The sequence below is a fragment of the Pikeienuella piscinae genome (genome assembly GCF_011044155.1).
GTDB classification, from domain to species: domain Bacteria; phylum Pseudomonadota; class Alphaproteobacteria; order Rhodobacterales; family Rhodobacteraceae; genus Pikeienuella; species Pikeienuella piscinae.
The window spans coordinates 774,948-793,105 of the sequence record NZ_CP049056.1 but is presented as its reverse complement, the minus strand read 5'-3'; the positions used below and the strand labels follow the sequence as shown (position 1 = coordinate 793,105).

17 protein-coding genes are annotated in these 18,158 nt (G+C 66.6%); 3 read left to right on the top strand and 14 right to left on the bottom strand.

What is annotated here, in order from left to right:
- Positions 1-78: 78 nt before the first annotated feature.
- The 7 genes from G5B40_RS03770 to G5B40_RS03740 form a co-directional block, all read right to left on the bottom strand.
- Positions 79-783 (bottom strand): TetR/AcrR family transcriptional regulator, encoded by a 705-nt coding sequence (locus tag G5B40_RS03770; RefSeq protein WP_165095186.1) that lies wholly within the window; start codon positions 781-783, stop codon positions 79-81.
- 123 nt (positions 784-906) lie between these two features.
- Positions 907-2,001 (bottom strand): murein hydrolase activator EnvC family protein, encoded by a 1,095-nt coding sequence (locus G5B40_RS21350; protein ID WP_165095183.1) that lies wholly within the window; start codon positions 1,999-2,001, stop codon positions 907-909.
- A gap of 2 nt (positions 2,002-2,003) precedes the next feature.
- On the bottom strand, positions 2,004-2,666 hold the full coding sequence (locus tag G5B40_RS03760; protein WP_165095181.1) for a protein-L-isoaspartate(D-aspartate) O-methyltransferase: 663 nt from the start codon (positions 2,664-2,666) through the stop codon (positions 2,004-2,006).
- Entirely contained in the window at positions 2,663-3,439 is a 777-nt protein-coding gene (gene surE / locus G5B40_RS03755) for a 5'/3'-nucleotidase SurE (RefSeq protein WP_165095178.1), read from the bottom strand. The genes G5B40_RS03760 and surE overlap by 4 nt, the downstream gene beginning before the upstream one ends.
- A gap of 116 nt (positions 3,440-3,555) precedes the next feature.
- A complete protein-coding gene (gene serS / locus G5B40_RS03750) occupies positions 3,556-4,848 on the bottom strand; it encodes a serine--tRNA ligase (RefSeq protein ID WP_165095175.1) in 1,293 nt (430 codons plus the stop codon).
- Positions 4,849-4,994: 146 nt separating this feature from the next.
- The gene (locus G5B40_RS03745) at positions 4,995-5,171 is read right to left on the bottom strand and encodes a hypothetical protein (RefSeq protein WP_165095172.1); all 177 of its coding nucleotides are present in this window, start codon (positions 5,169-5,171) and stop codon (positions 4,995-4,997) included.
- Positions 5,168-6,028 carry a pentapeptide repeat-containing protein gene (locus G5B40_RS03740; protein WP_165095169.1) on the bottom strand — a complete coding sequence of 287 codons (861 nt, stop codon included), beginning with the start codon at positions 6,026-6,028 and terminating at the stop codon, positions 5,168-5,170. The genes G5B40_RS03745 and G5B40_RS03740 overlap by 4 nt, the downstream gene beginning before the upstream one ends.
- Positions 6,029-6,373: 345 nt before the next feature.
- On the opposite strand from G5B40_RS03740, the gene G5B40_RS03735 reads away from it, so the two are divergent.
- Positions 6,374-7,513: a polysaccharide biosynthesis/export family protein gene (locus G5B40_RS03735; protein WP_165095167.1), complete on the top strand. Its 1,140-nt coding sequence runs from the start codon at positions 6,374-6,376 to the stop codon at positions 7,511-7,513.
- 48 nt (positions 7,514-7,561) lie between these two features.
- Here G5B40_RS03735 and ribD read toward each other — a convergent pair whose 3' ends face one another.
- Together ribD and nrdR are read right to left on the bottom strand one after the other, a co-directional pair.
- Positions 7,562-8,677 carry a bifunctional diaminohydroxyphosphoribosylaminopyrimidine deaminase/5-amino-6-(5-phosphoribosylamino)uracil reductase RibD gene (gene ribD, locus G5B40_RS03730; RefSeq protein ID WP_246209697.1) on the bottom strand — a complete coding sequence of 372 codons (1,116 nt, stop codon included), beginning with the start codon at positions 8,675-8,677 and terminating at the stop codon, positions 7,562-7,564.
- Between the two features lies 1 nt (position 8,678).
- Positions 8,679-9,146 (bottom strand): transcriptional regulator NrdR, encoded by a 468-nt coding sequence (nrdR, locus tag G5B40_RS03725; protein ID WP_165095164.1) that lies wholly within the window; start codon positions 9,144-9,146, stop codon positions 8,679-8,681.
- Between the two features lie 208 nt (positions 9,147-9,354).
- Here nrdR and G5B40_RS03720 point away from each other — a divergent pair, with 208 nt between their 5' ends.
- On the top strand, positions 9,355-9,744 hold the full coding sequence (locus G5B40_RS03720) for a DM13 domain-containing protein (protein ID WP_165095161.1): 390 nt from the start codon (positions 9,355-9,357) through the stop codon (positions 9,742-9,744).
- A 190-nt stretch (positions 9,745-9,934) separates the two neighbouring features.
- Here the strand turns inward: G5B40_RS03720 and G5B40_RS03715 are convergent, their stop codons facing one another.
- From G5B40_RS03715 to G5B40_RS03695, 5 genes are all read right to left on the bottom strand, one after another.
- The gene (locus G5B40_RS03715; protein WP_165095158.1) at positions 9,935-11,104 is read right to left on the bottom strand and encodes a mandelate racemase/muconate lactonizing enzyme family protein; all 1,170 of its coding nucleotides are present in this window, start codon (positions 11,102-11,104) and stop codon (positions 9,935-9,937) included.
- A gap of 354 nt (positions 11,105-11,458) precedes the next feature.
- On the bottom strand, positions 11,459-13,447 hold the full coding sequence (locus tag G5B40_RS03710; protein WP_165095156.1) for a dipeptide ABC transporter ATP-binding protein: 1,989 nt from the start codon (positions 13,445-13,447) through the stop codon (positions 11,459-11,461).
- A complete protein-coding gene (locus tag G5B40_RS03705; protein ID WP_165095153.1) occupies positions 13,444-14,319 on the bottom strand; it encodes an ABC transporter permease in 876 nt (291 codons plus the stop codon). Before G5B40_RS03705 ends, G5B40_RS03710 begins: the two co-directional genes overlap by 4 nt.
- 3 nt (positions 14,320-14,322) lie before the next feature.
- The gene (locus tag G5B40_RS03700) at positions 14,323-15,270 is read right to left on the bottom strand and encodes an ABC transporter permease (RefSeq protein ID WP_165095151.1); all 948 of its coding nucleotides are present in this window, start codon (positions 15,268-15,270) and stop codon (positions 14,323-14,325) included.
- Between the two features lie 72 nt (positions 15,271-15,342).
- Positions 15,343-16,869, bottom strand: coding sequence for an ABC transporter substrate-binding protein (locus G5B40_RS03695; RefSeq protein ID WP_165095148.1), 1,527 nt, complete (start codon positions 16,867-16,869; stop codon positions 15,343-15,345).
- Positions 16,870-17,012: 143 nt separating this feature from the next.
- On the opposite strand from G5B40_RS03695, the gene G5B40_RS03690 reads away from it, so the two are divergent.
- Complete coding sequence (locus G5B40_RS03690; RefSeq protein ID WP_165095146.1) at positions 17,013-18,155, top strand: extracellular solute-binding protein; 1,143 nt, start codon at positions 17,013-17,015, stop codon at positions 18,153-18,155.
- The last annotated feature ends 3 nt before the right edge of the window (positions 18,156-18,158 follow it).

Sequence of the window (18,158 nt, the reverse complement as noted above, 5' to 3'; positions counted from 1 at the left end):
AAAGATCGTTAAAGCCTGCCGATTTACCCAGACTGTTGAGCAGTCGTGATCAATCTATCCGGACTCGCAAACGCGGGTTCAGTCTCGATCACCCGTTGGACCGGCGAGTTCCGGCAGGTGCGAAAGCACGTAGGCCGCCGCAGCCCGGTGCGCCTCCTCGGCGTAATGGGCTGTTATCAGGTCGTGCTTGGCGATGGAGAGGCTCCAGACTGCATCGATGAGCGTCAGACATGTAGCCATGATGTCTTTCAGCTCCGGGCCGGGGGCGACGCCGAATCGCGCTGCGAGCATTGATGTCGCCATTTCGGCGAGGATCTCGTTGCGCTCGACCTCGATTTTCCGGATATGCCAGCTGCAATCAGATCCGAGGATCAGGCGACGGGCTATCGGGTTCGCATTGTAGTAGGCGACGACGTGCTGCTGAACGCTCCGGAAGAAGGCGCCCGGATCGGTCTCTTTCGAATTCGCTCCCGTTTCGAAAATGATCGAGGCCAGCGCCTCCTGATGGCGTTCAGCCGCGGCGATGCAGGCCGCAATCGGGCTGGGAAAGAAGTGATAGACTGAAGCGGTCGGCACGCCGGCCTTTTTCGCGATTGCCTGGATCGTGACCGCCTGAGTTCCGCCGTTCGCGACAAGGATCTCCACCGTATCGACAAGGAGCTTATACCGGGCGACGCCATTCGCCCGCTCTGGCTTGCGCGGGAGCGGAATCTCTGACTGATGTGAAAGGGCCGAATTTTCTCCCTCGGTCGGCGTGGTCTGTTTATTTGCCCGTATGACCATCGGTAATCCACGCTAGACATTCGATATGACGAAAAGATGGTTGCGGCCGTTTCAAACTCAGGTCGCGCGCCGCGGTCGGCATCGGTTAGTCGTGGACCGGGACGCCCTCGTCCGACACTCCGATCAGAGATAAGGAGCCGGATCGACGCTTTCGGCGCCGCGCCGCACCTCGAAATGCAGCGATGGGCTCTGCGGCGGCGCGAGATCGGCCACGCGCGCGATGATTTGACCTTTCGCGACCCTGTCGCCCTTGGCGACGGCTATGCCGTCCACCCGACCGTAGACGGTCAGGTAGTCGTTGTCATGGCGAATCAGGATAATCGTCCCAAGCCCGCCCAGGGATTGGGAAATCAGGGCGACTGTACCGGCGCCCGCAGCGCGTACCGGATCGCCGGCTGCAGTCGCGAAATCGACGCCATCGTTGCGATTCGGCCCCGGCGCGCGTGAGAACGGTCGTGACACTGCGGCGTCGACCGGGCGCGAGAAGCCCGGCGCGCCGCCTGTCGACGCGGCTGGCGCGGCTTCCGGCGCGGGCGCGGGTGGCTCGACGCTCGCAGTTACGGTTTCTGCTGTCGCGGGCTCCGGTGCGCTTGCAGCCGACGGTGGTGCAAGGGGCTCGGACGAGACACCGCTCGCCGGCGCATCGCCGATCGCGGCGCGGGCCAGGTCCGCCGACCAGCCTTCGCCTTTTGGCGCCGCCCCCGTGTCGCGCATCCCTGTCGCGCTCGCATCAGCGACCTCGACGCCAGGGCGCTCGGGTGCGGAGGGCGTGTAGCCCGGGGCGGCGAGAGGTGCGGCGACGGGCGCTGTCGAAGCGCCGCCGTTTCGATAGCGGTCCGGCTGCGCCGGCAGCACCAGTTCGTCCCCCTTGCGCGGGGTGTATTGCGTCGAAAGACCATTGTAGGCGGCGAGTTCGGATCCGGTCAGGCCGACCCGCGCCGCCATGGCGTCGACGGTGTCGTCCGAGCGGGCGCGTATCGTCTCGTAGCCCTCGTAATAGACCACGCCGCGCGCGTCGGCCTGCCCGGAGGGCGCGGGGGAGGGCGCTGTCGCGGGCGCGGCGTTCGGTTCCGGTGCGGGGCGGGATGTCGGCGCGGGTGAGACCGGGGTGCGATACGTGACCGGCGCGGGTTCTGGCCGGTCGCTGGCGCAGGCGGCGGCGAGAAGCGCCGAAGAGAAAACCAAGGCAGGACGAAAAACACTATACTTCATTGGCATGGTTAATCTCCTTCATCCTTCGCTATATCAGACAGAAGGGGTACGAAACGCACATCCGCCAGTTCCTGATAGTCCAGTCCCGCCTCGGTCTTCGATATCCTGATCAGTTGCTGCATTTCATCCGACTGCCCGACCGGCAGCACCATGATGCCGCCGACGCGCAACTGGTCAAGCAGAACGCGCGGAGGGTCCTCCGCCGCCGCGGTGACGAGGATGCGGTCGAAGGGCGCCTGTTCCGGCCAACCGAGCGCGCCGTCGCCGGTCATGATCGATACGGTTGAGAGCGCCAGCGCCTCGATCCGCGCCCGCGCCTGCCGCGCGAGCGGCCGGTGCCGTTCGATCGCGTAGACCCGCCGCGCGAGACGGGCGAGCACCGCCGCCTGATAACCGGAGCCGGCGCCGACCTCCAGCACCTTGCAGCGCGACGTCACCTGAAGCGCGCCGGTCATCAGCCCGACGACGGAGGGCTGCGAGATCGTCTGCCCGCAGGCGATCGGCAGCGGAATATCCTCGAACGCGCGGTCCTGAAACGCGCGGTCGAGAAAGAACTCGCGCGGGGTCTTTTCGATCGCGTCCAGAATGCGCGCGTCGATGATCCCTTTTGAACGCAACGCAAAGACCAGCCGCATCATGCCTTCGGTCCGCTCTTCGGCGGTGAGCGTCATTCAGCCGCCTCATGCGCGGCCATCGCTTCGGCCAGCAATGCGTGGTCGGTCAGGTCGGGACGCATCGGCGTCGCGGTGATCCAGCCGTTGGCGCAGAGCGTGCAGTCGGCGTCCGCCGCCGCCTCGACGTTGCGCCCGCCGTGTTTCAGCCAGAAATAGCGCCGCTGGTTGGGGGCGATGGTCTCCTGCACCTCGAAGGCGCCGCCGCGACGGCCCTGCGGGGCCAGGCGGAAGCCCTTCACTTCGTCGGCGGCGCGCGCCGGGAAATTGACGTTGTAGAAGACGTCGGGTCCGGTGGGGAGCGCCAGAACCCTTCTGACGGTCGCGGCGCCGTGGGCGCGGGCGGCGGCGAAGAGATCCTCCGGCGCGTCGAGGCCGGCGGCGAAGAACTGACTGAGCGCAATTGAGCGCACGTCCTGGATCGCGCCCTCCTTCGCGCCGGCGACCGTGCCGGAATAGACCGCATCCTCGGCGACGTTATGCCCCCGGTTCACGCCCGAAAGCACCAGGTCGGGCCGTTCGGGGAGCAGCTTGACGATACCGGCGATGGCGCAGTCGGCCGGGTGCCCCTCGATGCAGAAGCGCCGCTCTTCAAGCTGCGTGACCCGCATCGGCGCGGTGTAGGAGACGCAGTGCGACGCGCCCGATCGCTCGGTCTCCGGCGCGACCACCCAGATCTCGCCTGACGGACCCGCCACCTCGACGGCGATCTCTTCCGCCACCTTCAGCCCTGGCCCGTTGATGCCGTCGTCGTTCACGATGAGAATGCGCATGCCCGCCCCGTTCCCGGCCCCTCTATCGGCCATGATGTAAGGCCAGAGGCGAGGCGCGTCCACCGCGTTCCGCGCTCCGTCGCCCCATCAGGGCTGGAACCGCGATCAGGTGCGGGTTACGCCAGCGTCCCGTCCGGCCCGATCCGCTCCGCATCGCGCATGTAGCGGCGGAGCGGCCGGGGGATCGTCACGCCGCCATCCGCCTCCTGCCAGGTCTCAATCACCGCGATCAGCGCCCGCCCGACCGCGAGGCCGGAGCCGTTGAGCGTATGGACGAATTCGGGCTTGCCTTCCGCGCCGCGCCGGAAGCGCGCGTTCATCCGCCGGGCCTGAAAATCCCCGCACCATGAGCAGGAGGAAATCTCCCGGTAAGCGTTCTGCCCCGGCAGCCAGACCTCGATATCGTAGGTCTTCCGCGCCCCGAACCCCATGTCGCCGGCGCAGAGGACGACGGTGCGATAGGGGATCTCCAGCGCGTCCAGCACGCCTTCGGCGCAGCCGCGCATCCGCTCCAGCTCCGCCTCGCCGTCCTCCGGCCTGACAATCGAGACCATCTCCACCTTTTCGAACTGGTGCTGGCGCAGCATCCCGCGCGTATCCTTCCCGGCGCTGCCCGCCTCGGAGCGAAAGCACTGCGTGTGCGCGACCATGCGGCGGGGGAGGGCGCTCTCGTCGAGGATCTCGCCCGCCACCGTATTGGTCAGCGTCACCTCCGCGGTCGGGATCAGCCACCAACCGTTCTCAGTGCGATAGCTGTCCTCGGCGAATTTCGGCAACTGCCCGGTGCCGAGCATCGCCTCGTCGCGCACCAGAACCGGCGTCCAGGTCTCCGTCAGGCCGTTCTCGTCGACATGGCGGTCGATCATGAACTGCGAAAGCGCCCGATGCAGCCGGATCAGCGCGCCGCTCAGAACCACGAAACGGCTGCCGGAAAGCTTGGCGGCGGTCTCGAAATCCATGAGGCCCATGGCCTCGCCAATCTCGAAATGCTCCTTCGGCTTAAAGGGATAGTCGCGCGGCGCGCCCTTGCGCGACACCTCGACATTGCCGCTCTCGTCCGCGCCGTCGGGAATGGATTCGAGGGGCAGGTTGGGCAACGCCATCAGCGCGTCGGTGAGGCGCGCATCCTCCGCCTTCGCCTCCTCCTCCAGGGTCGCGATCTCCGCCTTCTTGGCCGCGACCAGCGCGCGGAGCCGCTCGAATTCCGCCTCGTCGCCCTTCGCCCTCGCCGCGCCCACGAGTTTCGAGGCCGCGTTCCGCTCCGCCAGCGCCCCTTCCGCCGCCGCGATCCTCGCCCGCCGGGCGGCGTCGATGGCGAGAATTGCGTCCGCCTGCGCCGCCAGCCCCCGCCGCGCCAGCGCGGCGTCGAAAGCGGCGGGATCGTCGCGGATGAGGCGAATGTCATGCATGGCGCGGCCCTTTGCTCTTGTCGGGCCGGTTTATGCACAAGCGCGGCGCAGGTTTCCATCCCCCTAGCGGTCCCGGCCCCCGAGCCGGGACCCCGCTCCGCCGCGCGCCGCCGCTCGGGGTCCCGGATCAAGTCCGGGACAGCGCGCTACCCCGCCACGGGTTTGCCCGGCGGCGCCCCGGCGGCGATCCAGGCGTCGTATTCGGGGTCCGGGTCCAAAGGGCTCTTGAGCGGTTCCTTCGCCCAGTGGTCTGCGGGACGCAGGCCTTCGGGCAGTTTCGTCGCCGGATCGCCAAAGATTGTATTGACGTGAACGTGTGTCATGTTTTTCGTTTCGGTAAAATCCGCGCACCTGACAAGCTGGTCAGGTGCGCGGATTTTAACACGGCCCCGCCGAGGTCCGCCCCCTCCATCTCCGCCCTGCTGAGGTCCGTCCGCTTCAGGTCAGCGCCAGCAAGATTGACGCGTTGCAGATTGGCGTGGCTGAGGTCGATGTGAAACTCTGGCTTGGTCGCCAATTCGTGCGCGCGCCGCGCATCGGTGCGACGGGCGAAGACCTTCAGCACCGCCGCCACGTCGTCGCGCGGGCGGCGGACCGGGCCGAGGCTTTCGAACCATTCGCGCCAGTTTTCACGCCGCGCGGTGATCATCTCGTGCCGCAACGTCTCCGCCGCTTCGTCGGCGTCCTCGTCGCGCTCCGGATACGCCCCGAGCGGAAACGCCTTCGCCGGGCCGTCGCTGATGTTCTGCCGCACATAGGCGGAAAGCGTCTCCATGATCGGGATATGATCGCGCTCGCTGTCCTGCGCGATCCGCTCCAGCGCGTAGATCGCGCCGAGGCGCACCTCCAGATTCGGTCGGGTCGCGGGCTGGCCGTCGACATAGACGGTTTTCTCCGCGCCGAGTTGCTCGACGGCCTTGGTGATCCGGTCGGTGATGTGGCCCTGCTCGGCCACATAGCGCTGCGCCTCTATGGCTTTCGTCTGGCGCTCGTTCACCTGCACCTTGAACACCGCAAGCGGTGCGCTGAACAATCCTCCGAGTGAGGCGATCATCGCGGCGATGGCGAGGATGTGCCAGCGTTTGTCGGTAGGGCTGAGCACCGAAAACTCGGTCGTGGCGAGTGTGTAAAGCGCCCAAAGGATCAGGATGAAAAGCGCGAGCCAGAGCGGCGAAAGCAACCACGCGATGCGCTTTAGCCAAACGACATACTCAGTCGATTTCTTTTCGTCGTCGTTTGGCCGAACAACGCCCAATGTCACAAATGCGCGCGCGATGAACCGACCGAGCGCCGGAGCCTTCAAATCATACGGTTCGAACCCACCCATGCGAAAACCATGTCCGCGCCACCCGCGTCGTGCAAGTGAAAGCTCGGCCGCGCGGGTCTGAGTCCCATCGGTCACAGCGTCGGCGCGCCCCGAACAAATCAACGCTCTGAACTGGCGCGCGCGGAAATTCTGCGATAGCGTCGCGCCCAAGTCGGGAGCCGTAAGCCGACGGCCAGAACGTGACGAGGGGTAGAGGGCATGGGAGTACGGTTGAGCAGTGCGGCGCGTGGCGCCGCCCTTTTGGTTCTCGCCGCGACGGTCGCGGCCTGCGGCCTGCCGCGCACCGGTCCCTATTACGAGGATCTCCGCTACAGCCAGGAGCGCGAGGATGGCGTCGATCCTGGGTTCGACCTGATCCGCGTCACGCCCGAGGTCGTCTCCGCCGTCAATATCGCGGAGCCGCTCGGCTTTTCGATGAACCTGATCGACGCGCAGCCCGAGCGCACCGCGGTGCTCGGCGTGGGCGACGTCGTGCAGATCACGGTTTGGGAGCGGGGCGAAAACGGGCTCTTCTCTCCGATCGGCGGCGCGACCCAACTCGTCGCGGAGATCGAGGAGAGCGGGAACATCTACCTGCCCTATGTCGGCAATGTCCGCGCCGCCGGGCGCACCGCTGACGGGCTTCGCGGGCATATCCGCGAGTTGCTCGCCGACAAGACGCTCGACCCGCAGGTTGAGGTTCGGCGGAAGACCGGCGATTCGAAATCCATCACCATCACCGGAACGGCGGGCGCGAACACCGTCGTGCCGATCGAGCGCACGACAAAGAGCCTCCTCAGCCTTCTCGCCAAGACCGGTTTCGCGGTGCCGGACCCGGAGGCGGTGCGCGTCACGCTGCGGCGCGGCGGGGTCGAAGGTTCGATCTGGATGGAGGATCTGTTTCAGAACCCCGATTTCGACGTGCCGGTCCGCGCTGGCGACGTGATCTTCCTCAACAAGGATCGGCGGAATTTCCTCTCGCTCGGCGCCATCGGCCAGTCGCGCGTCGCGTTCCCGACCCGCGATCTCACCGTCCTAGAGGCGATCGCGCTGGTCGGCGGGTTGCAGACCAGCGCCTCCGATCCCTCCGGCGTCTTCATCTTCCGGGTCGAGCGGCCGGAGATCGCTGTGCGGGTCTCGGAAAAGGCGCCGGTCGACCAGACGCGGAACATCGCCTATCTGATCGACCTCACCGAAGGGTCGGGCATGTTCCTCGCCGATCAGATGCTGATGCGCGACGGCGACATCCTCTATGTGACCGATGCGCCCTTCACCCGCTTCTCCAAGGTCGCGGGATCCATCGCCTCGGTCGTCGGCTTCACCGGCAGCGCGGCCAGCGTCGCCAGAATCGCAAACTGAGGCTGAGAGGGCGCGCACCCGGGGCCCGGCCCGGGGCGGGTCCGCGCGCTACGTCTCGCGCCGGGGCCGCCAGACCGACATCAGGTCCTTGCCGAGCCGTTCATGGTGAACGGGATCGAAGCGTGGCGCGCCGGCGAGATGCGCGAGACCGAGTGGCCCGAGGGCTGGCGCGCCCTCGGCGCCGATCGCGGCGCCGGCCGAGAACCAGACCATTTCATCGACGAGACCGGCGCGAAGCAGCGCCGCGCCCAGGCGTCCACCGCCCTCGCACAGGACGCGCGTCAGTCCGCGTGCGCCGAGGACCGCCATCATGTCGTGAAGGTCGAGCCGACCGTCTGTCCCCGGCGCGATCGCGACCGGTTCGCCCCAATCGGCGGCGGCTCCGGCGATGTTCCGATCGTGGAGACGCCACGCCATCGCCGCTTGAGAGGGCGCCGCGAGCTTCAGCGTTGGCGGGAGCGTGAGCGCGGCGTCGATCACCAGCCGGAGCGGCGCGTGGTCCTGTAGCCCCGGGATGCGGATGTCGAGCGCCGGATCGTCGGCGCGGGCGGTCGCGGCGCCCACGAGCACGCCGTCATTGCGTGCGCGCAGCAGATGAACCCGAGCGCGCGCGGCGGGGCCGGTGATCCAGCGGCTTTCGCCGGAGGCGGTCGCGATTCGTCCGTCAAGCGTCGCCGCCAGTTTCAGCGTGAGAAAGGGGCGGCGCGCGCGCTGACGCATGAGGAAGCCGGCGTTCACCGAAGCGGCTTCGGCCGCCATCAGTCCGGTCTCCACAGCGAGTCCGGCGGCGCGGAGCCGGGCGAAGCCGCCGCCCGAGACGCGTGGGTCCGGGTCCTCCATCGGCGCGACGACACGGGCCACGCCGGCGGCGATGAGCGCGTCGGCGCAGGGTGGCGTGCGGCCGAAATGCGCGCAGGGCTCCAAACTGACATAAACGGTCGCGCCCCGCGCCGCGCCGGGCGAGAGCGACTCCGCCGCCGCCAGCGCCATCGCCTCCGCATGCGGGCGTCCGCCGGGCTGCGTCCAGCCGCGACCGACCACGCGTCCGCCTGACACGATAACGCAGCCGACGGCTGGATTGGGCCAGACCCGGCCGACTCCGCGCCGTGCGAGCGCGATCGCCGCCGCCATCCAGCGCCGGTCCTCGCCGCGCGCCTGCGTCATCTCAGCTTTCTTTCACCACTGGCGGGCGTAACTCGGCGACGAAATCCTCGAAATCGTCGGCCTCCTGAAAGTTCTTGTAGACGCTCGCGAAGCGGACATAGGCGACGGTGTCGATCCGCGCGAGGCTCTCCATCACGATCTCGCCGATCGCCTCCGAGCGCACGTCGCTCTCGCCCGTGCTTTCCAGCCGCCGCACGATTCCGGAGATCATCTGGTCGATGCGCTCCGGCTCGATCGGACGCTTCTGGAGGGCGATGCGGATAGAGCGGGTGAGCTTGTCCCGGTCGAAATCCTCGCGCCGCCCGTTCTTCTTCAGGACCGTGAGATCGCGGAGCTGAACGCGCTCATAGGTGGTGAAACGGCCGCCGCAGGCCGGGCAGAGCCGCCGCCGCCGGATCGTGACATGATCCTCCGCCGGGCGGCTGTCCTTGACCTGAGTTTCCGTGTCGCCGCAGAATGGACAGCGCATCTTGATCCCCCGCTTCGCTCTTGCGGCGCCAGTATAGGGACGCCGCGAGAGGAAGGGTAGGGGGCGTCGCTCGCCGCAAGATATGGCCATCGATCAGGTGATCCCAGAACGATCCGGCGCGTTCACGAAACCGGCGCCCAGGCTTCTGTGTGCCCGGCCGCAAGTGTATCCTGGTCGCCCCCGGGGTCGCGATGAAAGGAATTTCAGGATGCGCCGCTTTGCATTGTCCTCCGGTGTCGTCGCCGTTTCGGTCGTTTTCTTCGGCGCCGAAAGCGTGATGGCGGAGCCCGGCCGCTCAGGCGTCTTTTCAGGTGTTTCCGGTCACATCGCCGCCGGCGAGGTCGAGATCGCGCATACCGAGACGGGGCATGAGCTTCGCCTTGGCGAGAATTTCAGCTTCGACGGTGCGCCGGACGCGCGGGTCGGCTTCGGGCGGGGTGGGAAATTCGTCGCGGCGACGGATTTCGAGCCGCTTCGCGCCAACGCGGGCGCGCAGACATACCAGCTCCCGCCGGGGCTGGACCCCGCCGCGTATGACGAGGTCTATATCTGGTGCCGACAATATGCCGTGCCGCTCGGCGTCGCGCCGTTGAACTGAACGGGCGTCCGGGGGCGGAAGCAGACCGGGATTCAGCCGGGCCGCCGCCATTTCAGCGTTTCGTTTCTCTGGACCAGAGCCTGCTTCGCGCGGAAGCAGAATGGAGCGGCGCCTTCTCGTCTCCGTCGCCATTCACCGCCAGGGGCGACGCCCATTCCCTGATGCGGAAACCGCATGTCACGGCCGACGGTCAGTCGACGGCGTATGCTCGCAGCGCATCCTCGTTCAGTTCGAACCCCAGTCCGGGCTTGACCGGAAGCGGGATGTGGCCGTCGACAAGGTCCAGTTCCTCGACCACGAGTTCGCGGCGCAAGGTTTCATGGCAGAGCTGGGGCGGCAGGTATTCGATGAAAGCGCAATGCGGCGTCGCGAACGCCAGATGGGCAGTCGCGGAGAGCGAAACGCCGGTCTTCCAGCAATGCGGAACGATCGTCACGCCCCGTTCCGCCGCCATGTCGCAGACGATCCGCGCCTCGGAGAGGCCGCCCACCCGGCCCACATCGGGTTGCGCGACCTGCACGCCGCCGACATCCATCAGTTCCCTGAACTCGTAACGCGTCGCAAGCCATTCGCCGGCCGCCACTTTCATCGGGGCAGCCTCACGCACCCTGCGCAATTCATCGACATCGTCGGACCAGACCGGCGTTTCGAGGAAGAATATGTCGAACTCGGCCCAGTCGCGAACGATCTCGATGCAGGAGGCCGCGTCGGGCCAGAGATATCCGACATCGACCATGAGTGTGACGTCCGGGCCGATCGCCTTGCGCACCGCGGCGACGACATCCGTATGACGGTCATAGCTTTCGCTCATGCCCTCATGGGCGTAGGGGCCATTCAGGAGCACCTCCGCCTTCACCGCGCGAAAGCCGATCTCCTTCGCGCGGAGCGCGGACTCCACGAGCGCGTCGCGATAGGAGGAGAAGCTGTCGCCCTTGGGCAATAGCGAGGCGTAAGGGGTGACCGTGGGCTTCACCGCCCCGCCGAGAAGCTCGTGAACGGGTTTGCCCAGCGCCTTTCCCTTCAGATCCCAGAGCGCCATGTCGATTGCGCCCATCGCATGGACGACCACGCCGCGCCGCCCGTTCATCGCCGTACCTTTGTAGAGGCGATCCCACAATCCGGCGATATCGAGAGGGTCCGCCCCGATCAGCATGTCGCGCATGCAGAGGCCCATCGTATGGGTGCCGGGCGCCAGGATCGCGGCTTTGGCCATCCATGGATTGACGTCGGATTCTCCGATTCCGACGACCCCTTCATCCGTATGGACAAGCACGACCAGGCTGTCCTGCGCCGAAGAGGTCAGAGTGGGGTCCATGTTCGGGGCGAGGAGGACGCGGACGTCTATCTCGGTGATCTTCATGATTTCGGGCTCCCGTCCCGTTCATCTGATATCGATGGCGGGCGCGCGGTGACGCGTTTCGCCCGGTGCGCGGGTTCGATTCCCTCCAGACAAGGCCGCATCCCCGCCGCACTTGCAGAGACGCCGATATCGTGCGCGGCGGGGAAGGAGTTCTGGTCATCGCCGTCCAGGGGAAAACGCGTAGCGGGGAGATCGCGCGCGACTACTCTTGGGGCCGCCGGATCGCGCTGGCCTGATGATGTCCGAGTCATGCGTAGGGCCGCAACGACGGCGCGGGCGCGAGGCGCGCGCCGCGATCGCATTTGTGGGCGCCAGTCGACCTCGACATACAGGATGAACCGGCGGCTTCGGCGTTCATCCATCCGCTCCCTCATGGCGCTCCGCGCGCTCCGCCAGCGCCTCCGGTGAATGATGGCAGCGGATGCCGGCGCCGCGGTCGCCCATTCGCAATGGCGGGCGTGTCTCGTCGCAGATCGCGCCGATCTTCCAGGCGCAGCGCGCCGCGTAAACGCATCCTCTGGCGGGCCCCGCGGCGGGCGCGGCGGCCGGGCCGCCGCTAACCGGGGCGCGGCGCTGCAGCGGCTTGGGGGCGGCCTGCAACAGCGCGTGGGTGTAGGGATGGAATGGCGGGGCCATTACGTCCTGCGTCGCGCCGATCTCCATGATCTCACCTTGAAAGAGGACCGCGATCTGATCCGCGACCAGTCGCACCACGGCGAGGTCGTGCGAAATGAAGAGCATGGCGATGCGGCTTTCTTCCTTCAGCCGTCGCAGCAATGTGAGGACGTTCGCCTGCACCGAAACGTCGAGGGCGGAGAGCACCTCGTCGCAGAGCAGCAGCGCCGGGCGCGCCAGCAGCGCGCGCGCGATCGCGACGCGCTGGCGCTCGCCTCCCGAAAGTTCGTCGGGAAAGCGGCTCTGGTAACCGGTGTCGAGCCGCACGGATGTCAGCGCGTCGGCGATCAGCGCGCGGCTGTCCGCCACCGCATCGGGAAAGAAATACGCCACCGGCCGACGGAGGGAGCCGAAAATGCGGGCGCGCGGATTGATCGAGGCGTCGGGGTTCTGGAATATCAGCTGAATCAGCCGCCGCTCCTCGCGGCTGCGCTCATGCGCCAACGGTGCGAGCGGCGTTCCGCGCAGGCTGATTCCGCCCGCGCTCGGCGGAAGGAGGCCGCTGACAGCGCGCGCAATGGTTGATTTTCCACTGCCGGATTCGCCGACGAGCGCAAGGGTCTCACCCTCAGCTAACGTGAAGGACACGTTTCGGACGACCGGTGGCGCGCGCCCATAGGAGATCGAAAGATCGTCCACTTCGATCAGAGGGGCCGCGGCCGCGAGGCTGAGCGACGGGGAGGGCGCTGGTTCGGGGGCGGCCCCGACGGAGATTTCGGACCAGCGCCAGCACGCTACCGCGCGATCTTCACCCGCGTCCAGAAGCGGTTGAACCTGTTCCGCGCATGGCGGACGGGCATGGTCGCAGCGTGGCTGGAACGGGCAACCCGGCGGCAACTCCTCACGTCGGAGAAAACCGCGCAATGGCCGCCCGCCGACCCGCTCTACGTCGGCCGCCTGAGGAATCGATGCGATCAAACCCTGCGTGTAAGGATGGCGCGGCGCCCGGAACAACGCCTCCGCCGAAGCGATCTCGACCAGTCGGCCCGCATACATCACGCCGACCCTGTCCGCGATCTGCGAAAGGAGGGCGAGGTCGTGCGTGACATAGAGCATCGACATGCGCAGCCGCTGGCGGAGATCGGCCAGTAGCGCGACGATCTGCGCCTGGGTGGTGACGTCGAGGCCGGTCGTCGGCTCGTCGAGTACGACAACATCCGGATGGCAGGCCAGCGCCATCGCGATGCAGACGCGCTGCTGCTGGCCGCCGGACAGCTGATGCGGAAAGCGGCGCCGGAAGGCGGCGTCGCCGGGAAGTCCGACAAGCGCGAAGCGTTCACCCAGATCGGCTTCGGACAGCCCGTGCGCCGCCAGCATCTCCGCGACCTGCGCGCCGACCCGGATGCCGGGATTGAGCGCCGTGGTCGGATTCTGCGGCACGAAGCTGACCTTGACGCCGCGAACGTTGTCCAGCTCGGAGCGCTTCAGTCCGGTCAGCGCCTGCGCGCGCAGAGAAACCGATCCCCTCTCTATCCGCAGCGCGGGGTGGCGGTAGCCGAGAAGCTGCAGGGCCACGGTCGATTTCCCGCACCCGCTCTCGCCGACAAGCCCGAGCACTTCACCTTCCGCGATCGAAAAAGAGACGCCCTCGACGACCCGGGACCAGCCTTCGCCCCGCCGGTAAGCGACCGTCAGGTCGTCCACCTCAAGCAGTGGCCGCGCGCTCATTGGCCGCCGAGCCTTACAGTGCGGCCGAGAACCCGCGCGAGGCCTTCCGTGAATAGGTTGAGCCCGACCACGAGGCTCGCCAGCGCGAGGCCCGGGCCGAGCACCGTCACAGGCGAGACGATTAGCAGGGCGCGGTTCTCGCTGATCATCAGGCCCCATTCCGGCGTTGGGGGCTTCATTCCGAAACCGAGAAACCCGAGCGAGCCGATGAGCACCGGGGCGTAGCCTGCGCGCAACGCGAATTCGACAAGAAGCACGCCGGAGGCGTTCGGCAGCAATTCGCGCATCATGACCGACCAAGCGCTTTCGCCGCGAAGCCGGGCGACCGTGACGAAGTCGCGTGTGGCGATGTCGATCGCGGCGGCGCGCGCGATGCGCGCGATCCGCGGCGCGTAGACCAGCGCCACGACCAGCACCACGAGCACCGGATCCCCTGACGCTTCGAGCCCTGCGGCGGAGATCGCGATCAGCGCCAGCACCAGAAAGGGGATGCTGATCAGCGCTTCCAACACCCTCTGGATCGCCATGTCGATCCACCCGCCGACATAGCCGGAAAAGAGACCGATGATCGCACCCGCGATCAGTCCAAGCAGGGTGCCCGCAAGGGAAAGCGCGATGACGATGTGACCGCCGTGCACAACCCGGCTGAAAACATCCCGTCCAAGTTGGTCGATGCCGAATGGATGAAGCCAGCTCATCCCCGAAAGCGGCGGCCCGGCGCCCATCTGCGAATACCCGTAAGGCGCCCAGAACGGCCCGGTGATCGCAATGATCAGGTGCAGCGCGAGGATCACCGCGCCGATACGAAAGCTCAGCGGCATCTGCCGCCAGATCGAGCGGGACCGCCGCAAGGTGCTGTTGCTCTCCGTCATGTGCTAGGCCGAAATGCGCGGGTTGAGCAGGATCGCCGCGATGTCGGCCAGCAGGTTCGCGGAAACATAGACCAGCGCCGCGATCATCACCGTCGCCTCGATGACCGGCAGATCGCGCAATTGCAGCGAATCCACCAGCAGACTGCCGAAGCCGGGATAGCTGAACACCTTCTCCACCACGACAACGCCGCCAATCAGATAGGCGAGGTTCAGCGCCGTGATGTTCAGCGTCGGGACGAGCGCGTTGGGCAGGGCGTGGCGCAGGAGCACCCGGCGCGGGGACAGCCCCTTCAATTCGGCCATCCGGACGTAATCGGAATCGAGCACCTCGATCAGATTGTCCCGCAGCATCCGCACGGCGTAGACGGACATGACGATCGCCAGCGTCAGCGCCGGCAGGGTCATGGCGCGCAGATATTCGATAACGCTCGACGATTGATCGACCAGCGAGATCGCAGGCAGGACGGGCACGTAAATCACGAAGATCAGAAGCAGCACGGTGGCGAGCAGGAAATCCGGCATGGAGAGCAGAACCAGCGTAATCACCGAGAAGATATGATCGGCGCCCCGGTCGCGGCGGATCGCCTGGATCAGCGCCGGGACAAGCGTCAGCGGCAGGTAGAGAAGAAAAGCGTAAACCGAGAGCAGCACAGTGTTGAATATGCGCGGCGCGAGAATTTCGGAAACCGGCCGGCTCGACACGAGCGATTGGCCTAGGTCGCCGGTCAGAAGGCCGCCAAGCCAGCCCAGATAGCGCAGCGGTGCGGGCTGATCGAGGCCGAGATCGACGCGCAACTGGGCCAGGGTCGCCTCCGTCGCGTCACGGCCGAGAATGCGCGAAGCCACGTCGCCGGGCAGGACTTCAAGCATCATGAAGATGATGAGCGAAACCAGGAGCAGCGTGACCGCCGCCATGACGATCCGCCAGAACATCAATCGCAGGATGGCCAACCCGGCGCCCCCTTTTCGGATAGCGCGGCGCCGACGGGCTTCTGGGCCCGGGGCGCCGCGACAATCAGCATCTTACTCGCAGGCGAGCGTCTCGAAGTTCAGGTTGAAGTTCTGCGCCAGCGGGACGTAGCCGGAGCAGCCCGTCCGCAGGGCGAGCACCTGATGCACGAACATCGGCAGGATCAGTCCGCCCTCCGCCGCCAGCATCTCCCCGGCCTTCTGGTATGTCCGCATGCGCTCATCACGGTCGACCGTGGTGTTGGCGGCCTGAAGGAGGGCGTCGTAGTCGGGGCGCTCCCAGTGCGTCTCCTTCCATTTCGCGGACTGCACATAGGCCACGGCCAGCCCCTGGCCCGGCGGGCGCATCGACCATGCCGAGGTCACGATCGGCTTCTTGAGCCAGACATCGTCCCAGAAGCTTTCCGCCGGCGTCACCACGACATTGACGTCGATCCCGGCCGGGCGGGCCATCTCCGCATAGACCTGCGCCATGCGGACCATGCCGGGCACGCCTTCGGCCGTGTAGAGGTCGAACTTCAGGCCGTCCGGGTGTCCCGCCTCCGCCAGCAGGGCTTTCGCGCGTTCGATATCCTGCGCGGGCGCTTCGGTGGTGAACGAGGCGGGGCTGCCGAGCGGCACCGGATTGTCGGCGCCAGGCTCGCCGAAACCCAGAAGGACGGTGTCGATCATCGCCTGCCGGTCAACAACCAGCTTCATCGCCTCGCGCACCTTCGCATTGTCGAAGGGGGGGGTGTCGACCCACATCGACACGGTCATCGAGTTCGACGCGCCGGTTTCCAGCAGTTCGACCGAAGAGTCGCCCTGCAGCGTGGGAATGACCGATGGATCGACATTCAGCATCAGATCAACCTGACCCGACTTGATCGCCGCGACGGCCGCGACCGCTTCCTGCGCCACCGTGATCCGCAGGCAATCGGCCTTTGGAAGCCCTTCGGCCCAGTAATTCGGGTTCTTGCGCAGGATACGCACCGGCGCGTTCGGCTCGAACTGCTCCTGCATGAACGGGCCGGTGCCGTCGCCATGCAGCCGCAACTCTTCCGAGGTGGCGCCGTCCGGAACGATGTTCGTGAACTTGTTGGAGATCAGCACCGGCAGTTCGACCACGGGCGTCTTGGTCGTGAACTTTACCGTATGGGGGTCGGGTGCGGTTATGCCGTCCGGGTCAAGAAACTCGAGCACAGCCGCCGCGCCCGATCCGGTCGCCTCGTCCAGAAGGCGCTTGAAGGTGTAAACAACGTCGGCGGAACTGAACGCCTTGCCGCTATGGAAGGTCACGCCGTCACGCAGCGTGAAGGTCCAGGTCAGACCGTCATCCGACACCGCCCACTCGGTGGCGAGTTCCGGAATGACGTTGAAGTTGTCGTCGACATCGACCAGCCGATTATAGACCGCGAAGGTATGATAGGCGTCGTCGCCGGAATGCATGTCGGCGGGGTCCATCGACTGTTTTTCGCCGCTCCACTCGTAGCCGAGGATCTTGACGCATTCATCCCCGGCGGCGCTCCATGCCGCGCCGGGCGCCAAAGTCGCCAGCAATCCGGAAACGACTGCGCCAGAAAGGATTCTTGTGGTATTCATGAATTCCACCCTCCCGTTCTATCAGTTATACGTCCGTCCGAAATCTTGCATTCCGGTATTTCGGACTTTTGTACGAGTATGTGGACAGAGGCTAATCGGCGGTTTAGGCTTTTGTCAACATTAACCTTTGTTGCGAGCGCGCCATGCCGGATGTCCTCCTGCGCGGAATGACCTGGGATCATCGACGGGCCGTCGAGCCTCTGGTCGGGACGCGCGACGCGTTTCGCGCACAACATCCGGGAATCGACGTGAAATGGCGGGCGCGGCCCCTGCACGGCTTCGAATTCACGCCGATCGAGGATCTGGCGCGGGACTACGACCTGATCATCTTCGATCACCCGTTCGCCGGCGCGATCGCGGAGACGGGCTGTCTGCTTCCGCTCGATGAGATCGCGGCCGGAATGTCGGACGCGTTCGTCGGGCCGTCGCTGCAAAGCTATATCCATTCCGGAAAGCTCTGGGCGGCGCCCGTGGACGCGGCGTGTCAGGTCGCGGTTTCGCGTCCCGACCTCATGGCTGATCTGGCGGCGGAGCCCCCCGCGGACTGGGAAGCCGTCCTCGCGCTTGGCGAAAGTGCGCGGGCGAAAGGCAAATATCTGGCGATCGGGTTCCGTGGCGTGCATGCGCTCATGACGTTCATGACGCTCTGCGCCAACCTAGGGCGCCCGCTGGCGGAGCACCCGGAGTGCGGCTCGGCGCTGAACCGCGCCACCAGCTCCGAAGCTCTGGACCTGATGCGCCGACTACTCGCGTTGGCGACGCCGGACTGTCTGGACTGGAACAGCATCGATTTGCATGAGGCGATGTCCGCGCGCGACGATCTGGTCTTCTGTCCGGCGGTCTACTGCTATGCGACCTACGCCGAAGCGGACCGGGTGACGCCGCTGCGCTTTCATGACCTGCCGGGACCGCGCGGCATAGCCGGCTCGACGGTCGGCGGGACGGGGCTCGGGATCTCCGCCCATTGTCAGTCGCCGGAAGCGGCGCTGGCTTACGCGCGCTTCGTGGCGATGAGATCAACCCAGTCGGAATTCGCCCGCCACCACGGTCAACCCGCGCGGGTCGAATGCTGGGACGACCCGAGCGTCGACGCGCTCTTCGCCGGCGCCTTCCGGAATACGCGGCGGACCATGGACGCGGGTTGGGTGCGCCCGCGCCATCGCGGCTATCTCGGATTTCAGGCCGCCGCGAGCGAATGGATCGAAGTGCATCTGCGCGGCGAAATGAGCGAGAACGCGTTGTTCGATGCGCTCCGCCGACGCTACGATCAGACGGCGGCCGCGTAGCGC

Bases quoted from the DNA above. Each gene is read 5' to 3' on its own strand.
- serS (WP_165095175.1), bottom strand. From the start codon at position 4,848: ATGCATGACATTCGCCTCATCCGCGACGATCCCGCCGCTTTCGACGCC.
- G5B40_RS03760 (WP_165095181.1), bottom strand. From the start codon at position 2,666: ATGACGCTCACCGCCGAAGAGCGGACCGAAGGCATGATGCGGCTGGTC.
- G5B40_RS03720 (WP_165095161.1), top strand. From the start codon at position 9,355: ATGCGCCGCTTTGCATTGTCCTCCGGTGTCGTCGCCGTTTCGGTCGTT.
- G5B40_RS03770 (WP_165095186.1), bottom strand. From the start codon at position 783: ATGGTCATACGGGCAAATAAACAGACCACGCCGACCGAGGGAGAAAAT.
- G5B40_RS03715 (WP_165095158.1), bottom strand. From the start codon at position 11,104: ATGAAGATCACCGAGATAGACGTCCGCGTCCTCCTCGCCCCGAACATG.
- G5B40_RS03745 (WP_165095172.1), bottom strand. From the start codon at position 5,171: ATGACACACGTTCACGTCAATACAATCTTTGGCGATCCGGCGACGAAA.
- G5B40_RS03705 (WP_165095153.1), bottom strand. From the start codon at position 14,319: ATGACGGAGAGCAACAGCACCTTGCGGCGGTCCCGCTCGATCTGGCGG.
- G5B40_RS03695 (WP_165095148.1), bottom strand. From the start codon at position 16,869: ATGAATACCACAAGAATCCTTTCTGGCGCAGTCGTTTCCGGATTGCTG.
- G5B40_RS03710 (WP_165095156.1), bottom strand. From the start codon at position 13,447: ATGAGCGCGCGGCCACTGCTTGAGGTGGACGACCTGACGGTCGCTTAC.
- ribD (WP_246209697.1), bottom strand. From the start codon at position 8,677: ATGACGCAGGCGCGCGGCGAGGACCGGCGCTGGATGGCGGCGGCGATC.
- nrdR (WP_165095164.1), bottom strand. From the start codon at position 9,146: ATGCGCTGTCCATTCTGCGGCGACACGGAAACTCAGGTCAAGGACAGC.
- G5B40_RS03690 (WP_165095146.1), top strand. From the start codon at position 17,013: ATGCCGGATGTCCTCCTGCGCGGAATGACCTGGGATCATCGACGGGCC.
- surE (WP_165095178.1), bottom strand. From the start codon at position 3,439: ATGCGCATTCTCATCGTGAACGACGACGGCATCAACGGGCCAGGGCTG.
- G5B40_RS21350 (WP_165095183.1), bottom strand. From the start codon at position 2,001: ATGCCAATGAAGTATAGTGTTTTTCGTCCTGCCTTGGTTTTCTCTTCG.
- G5B40_RS03735 (WP_165095167.1), top strand. From the start codon at position 6,374: ATGGGAGTACGGTTGAGCAGTGCGGCGCGTGGCGCCGCCCTTTTGGTT.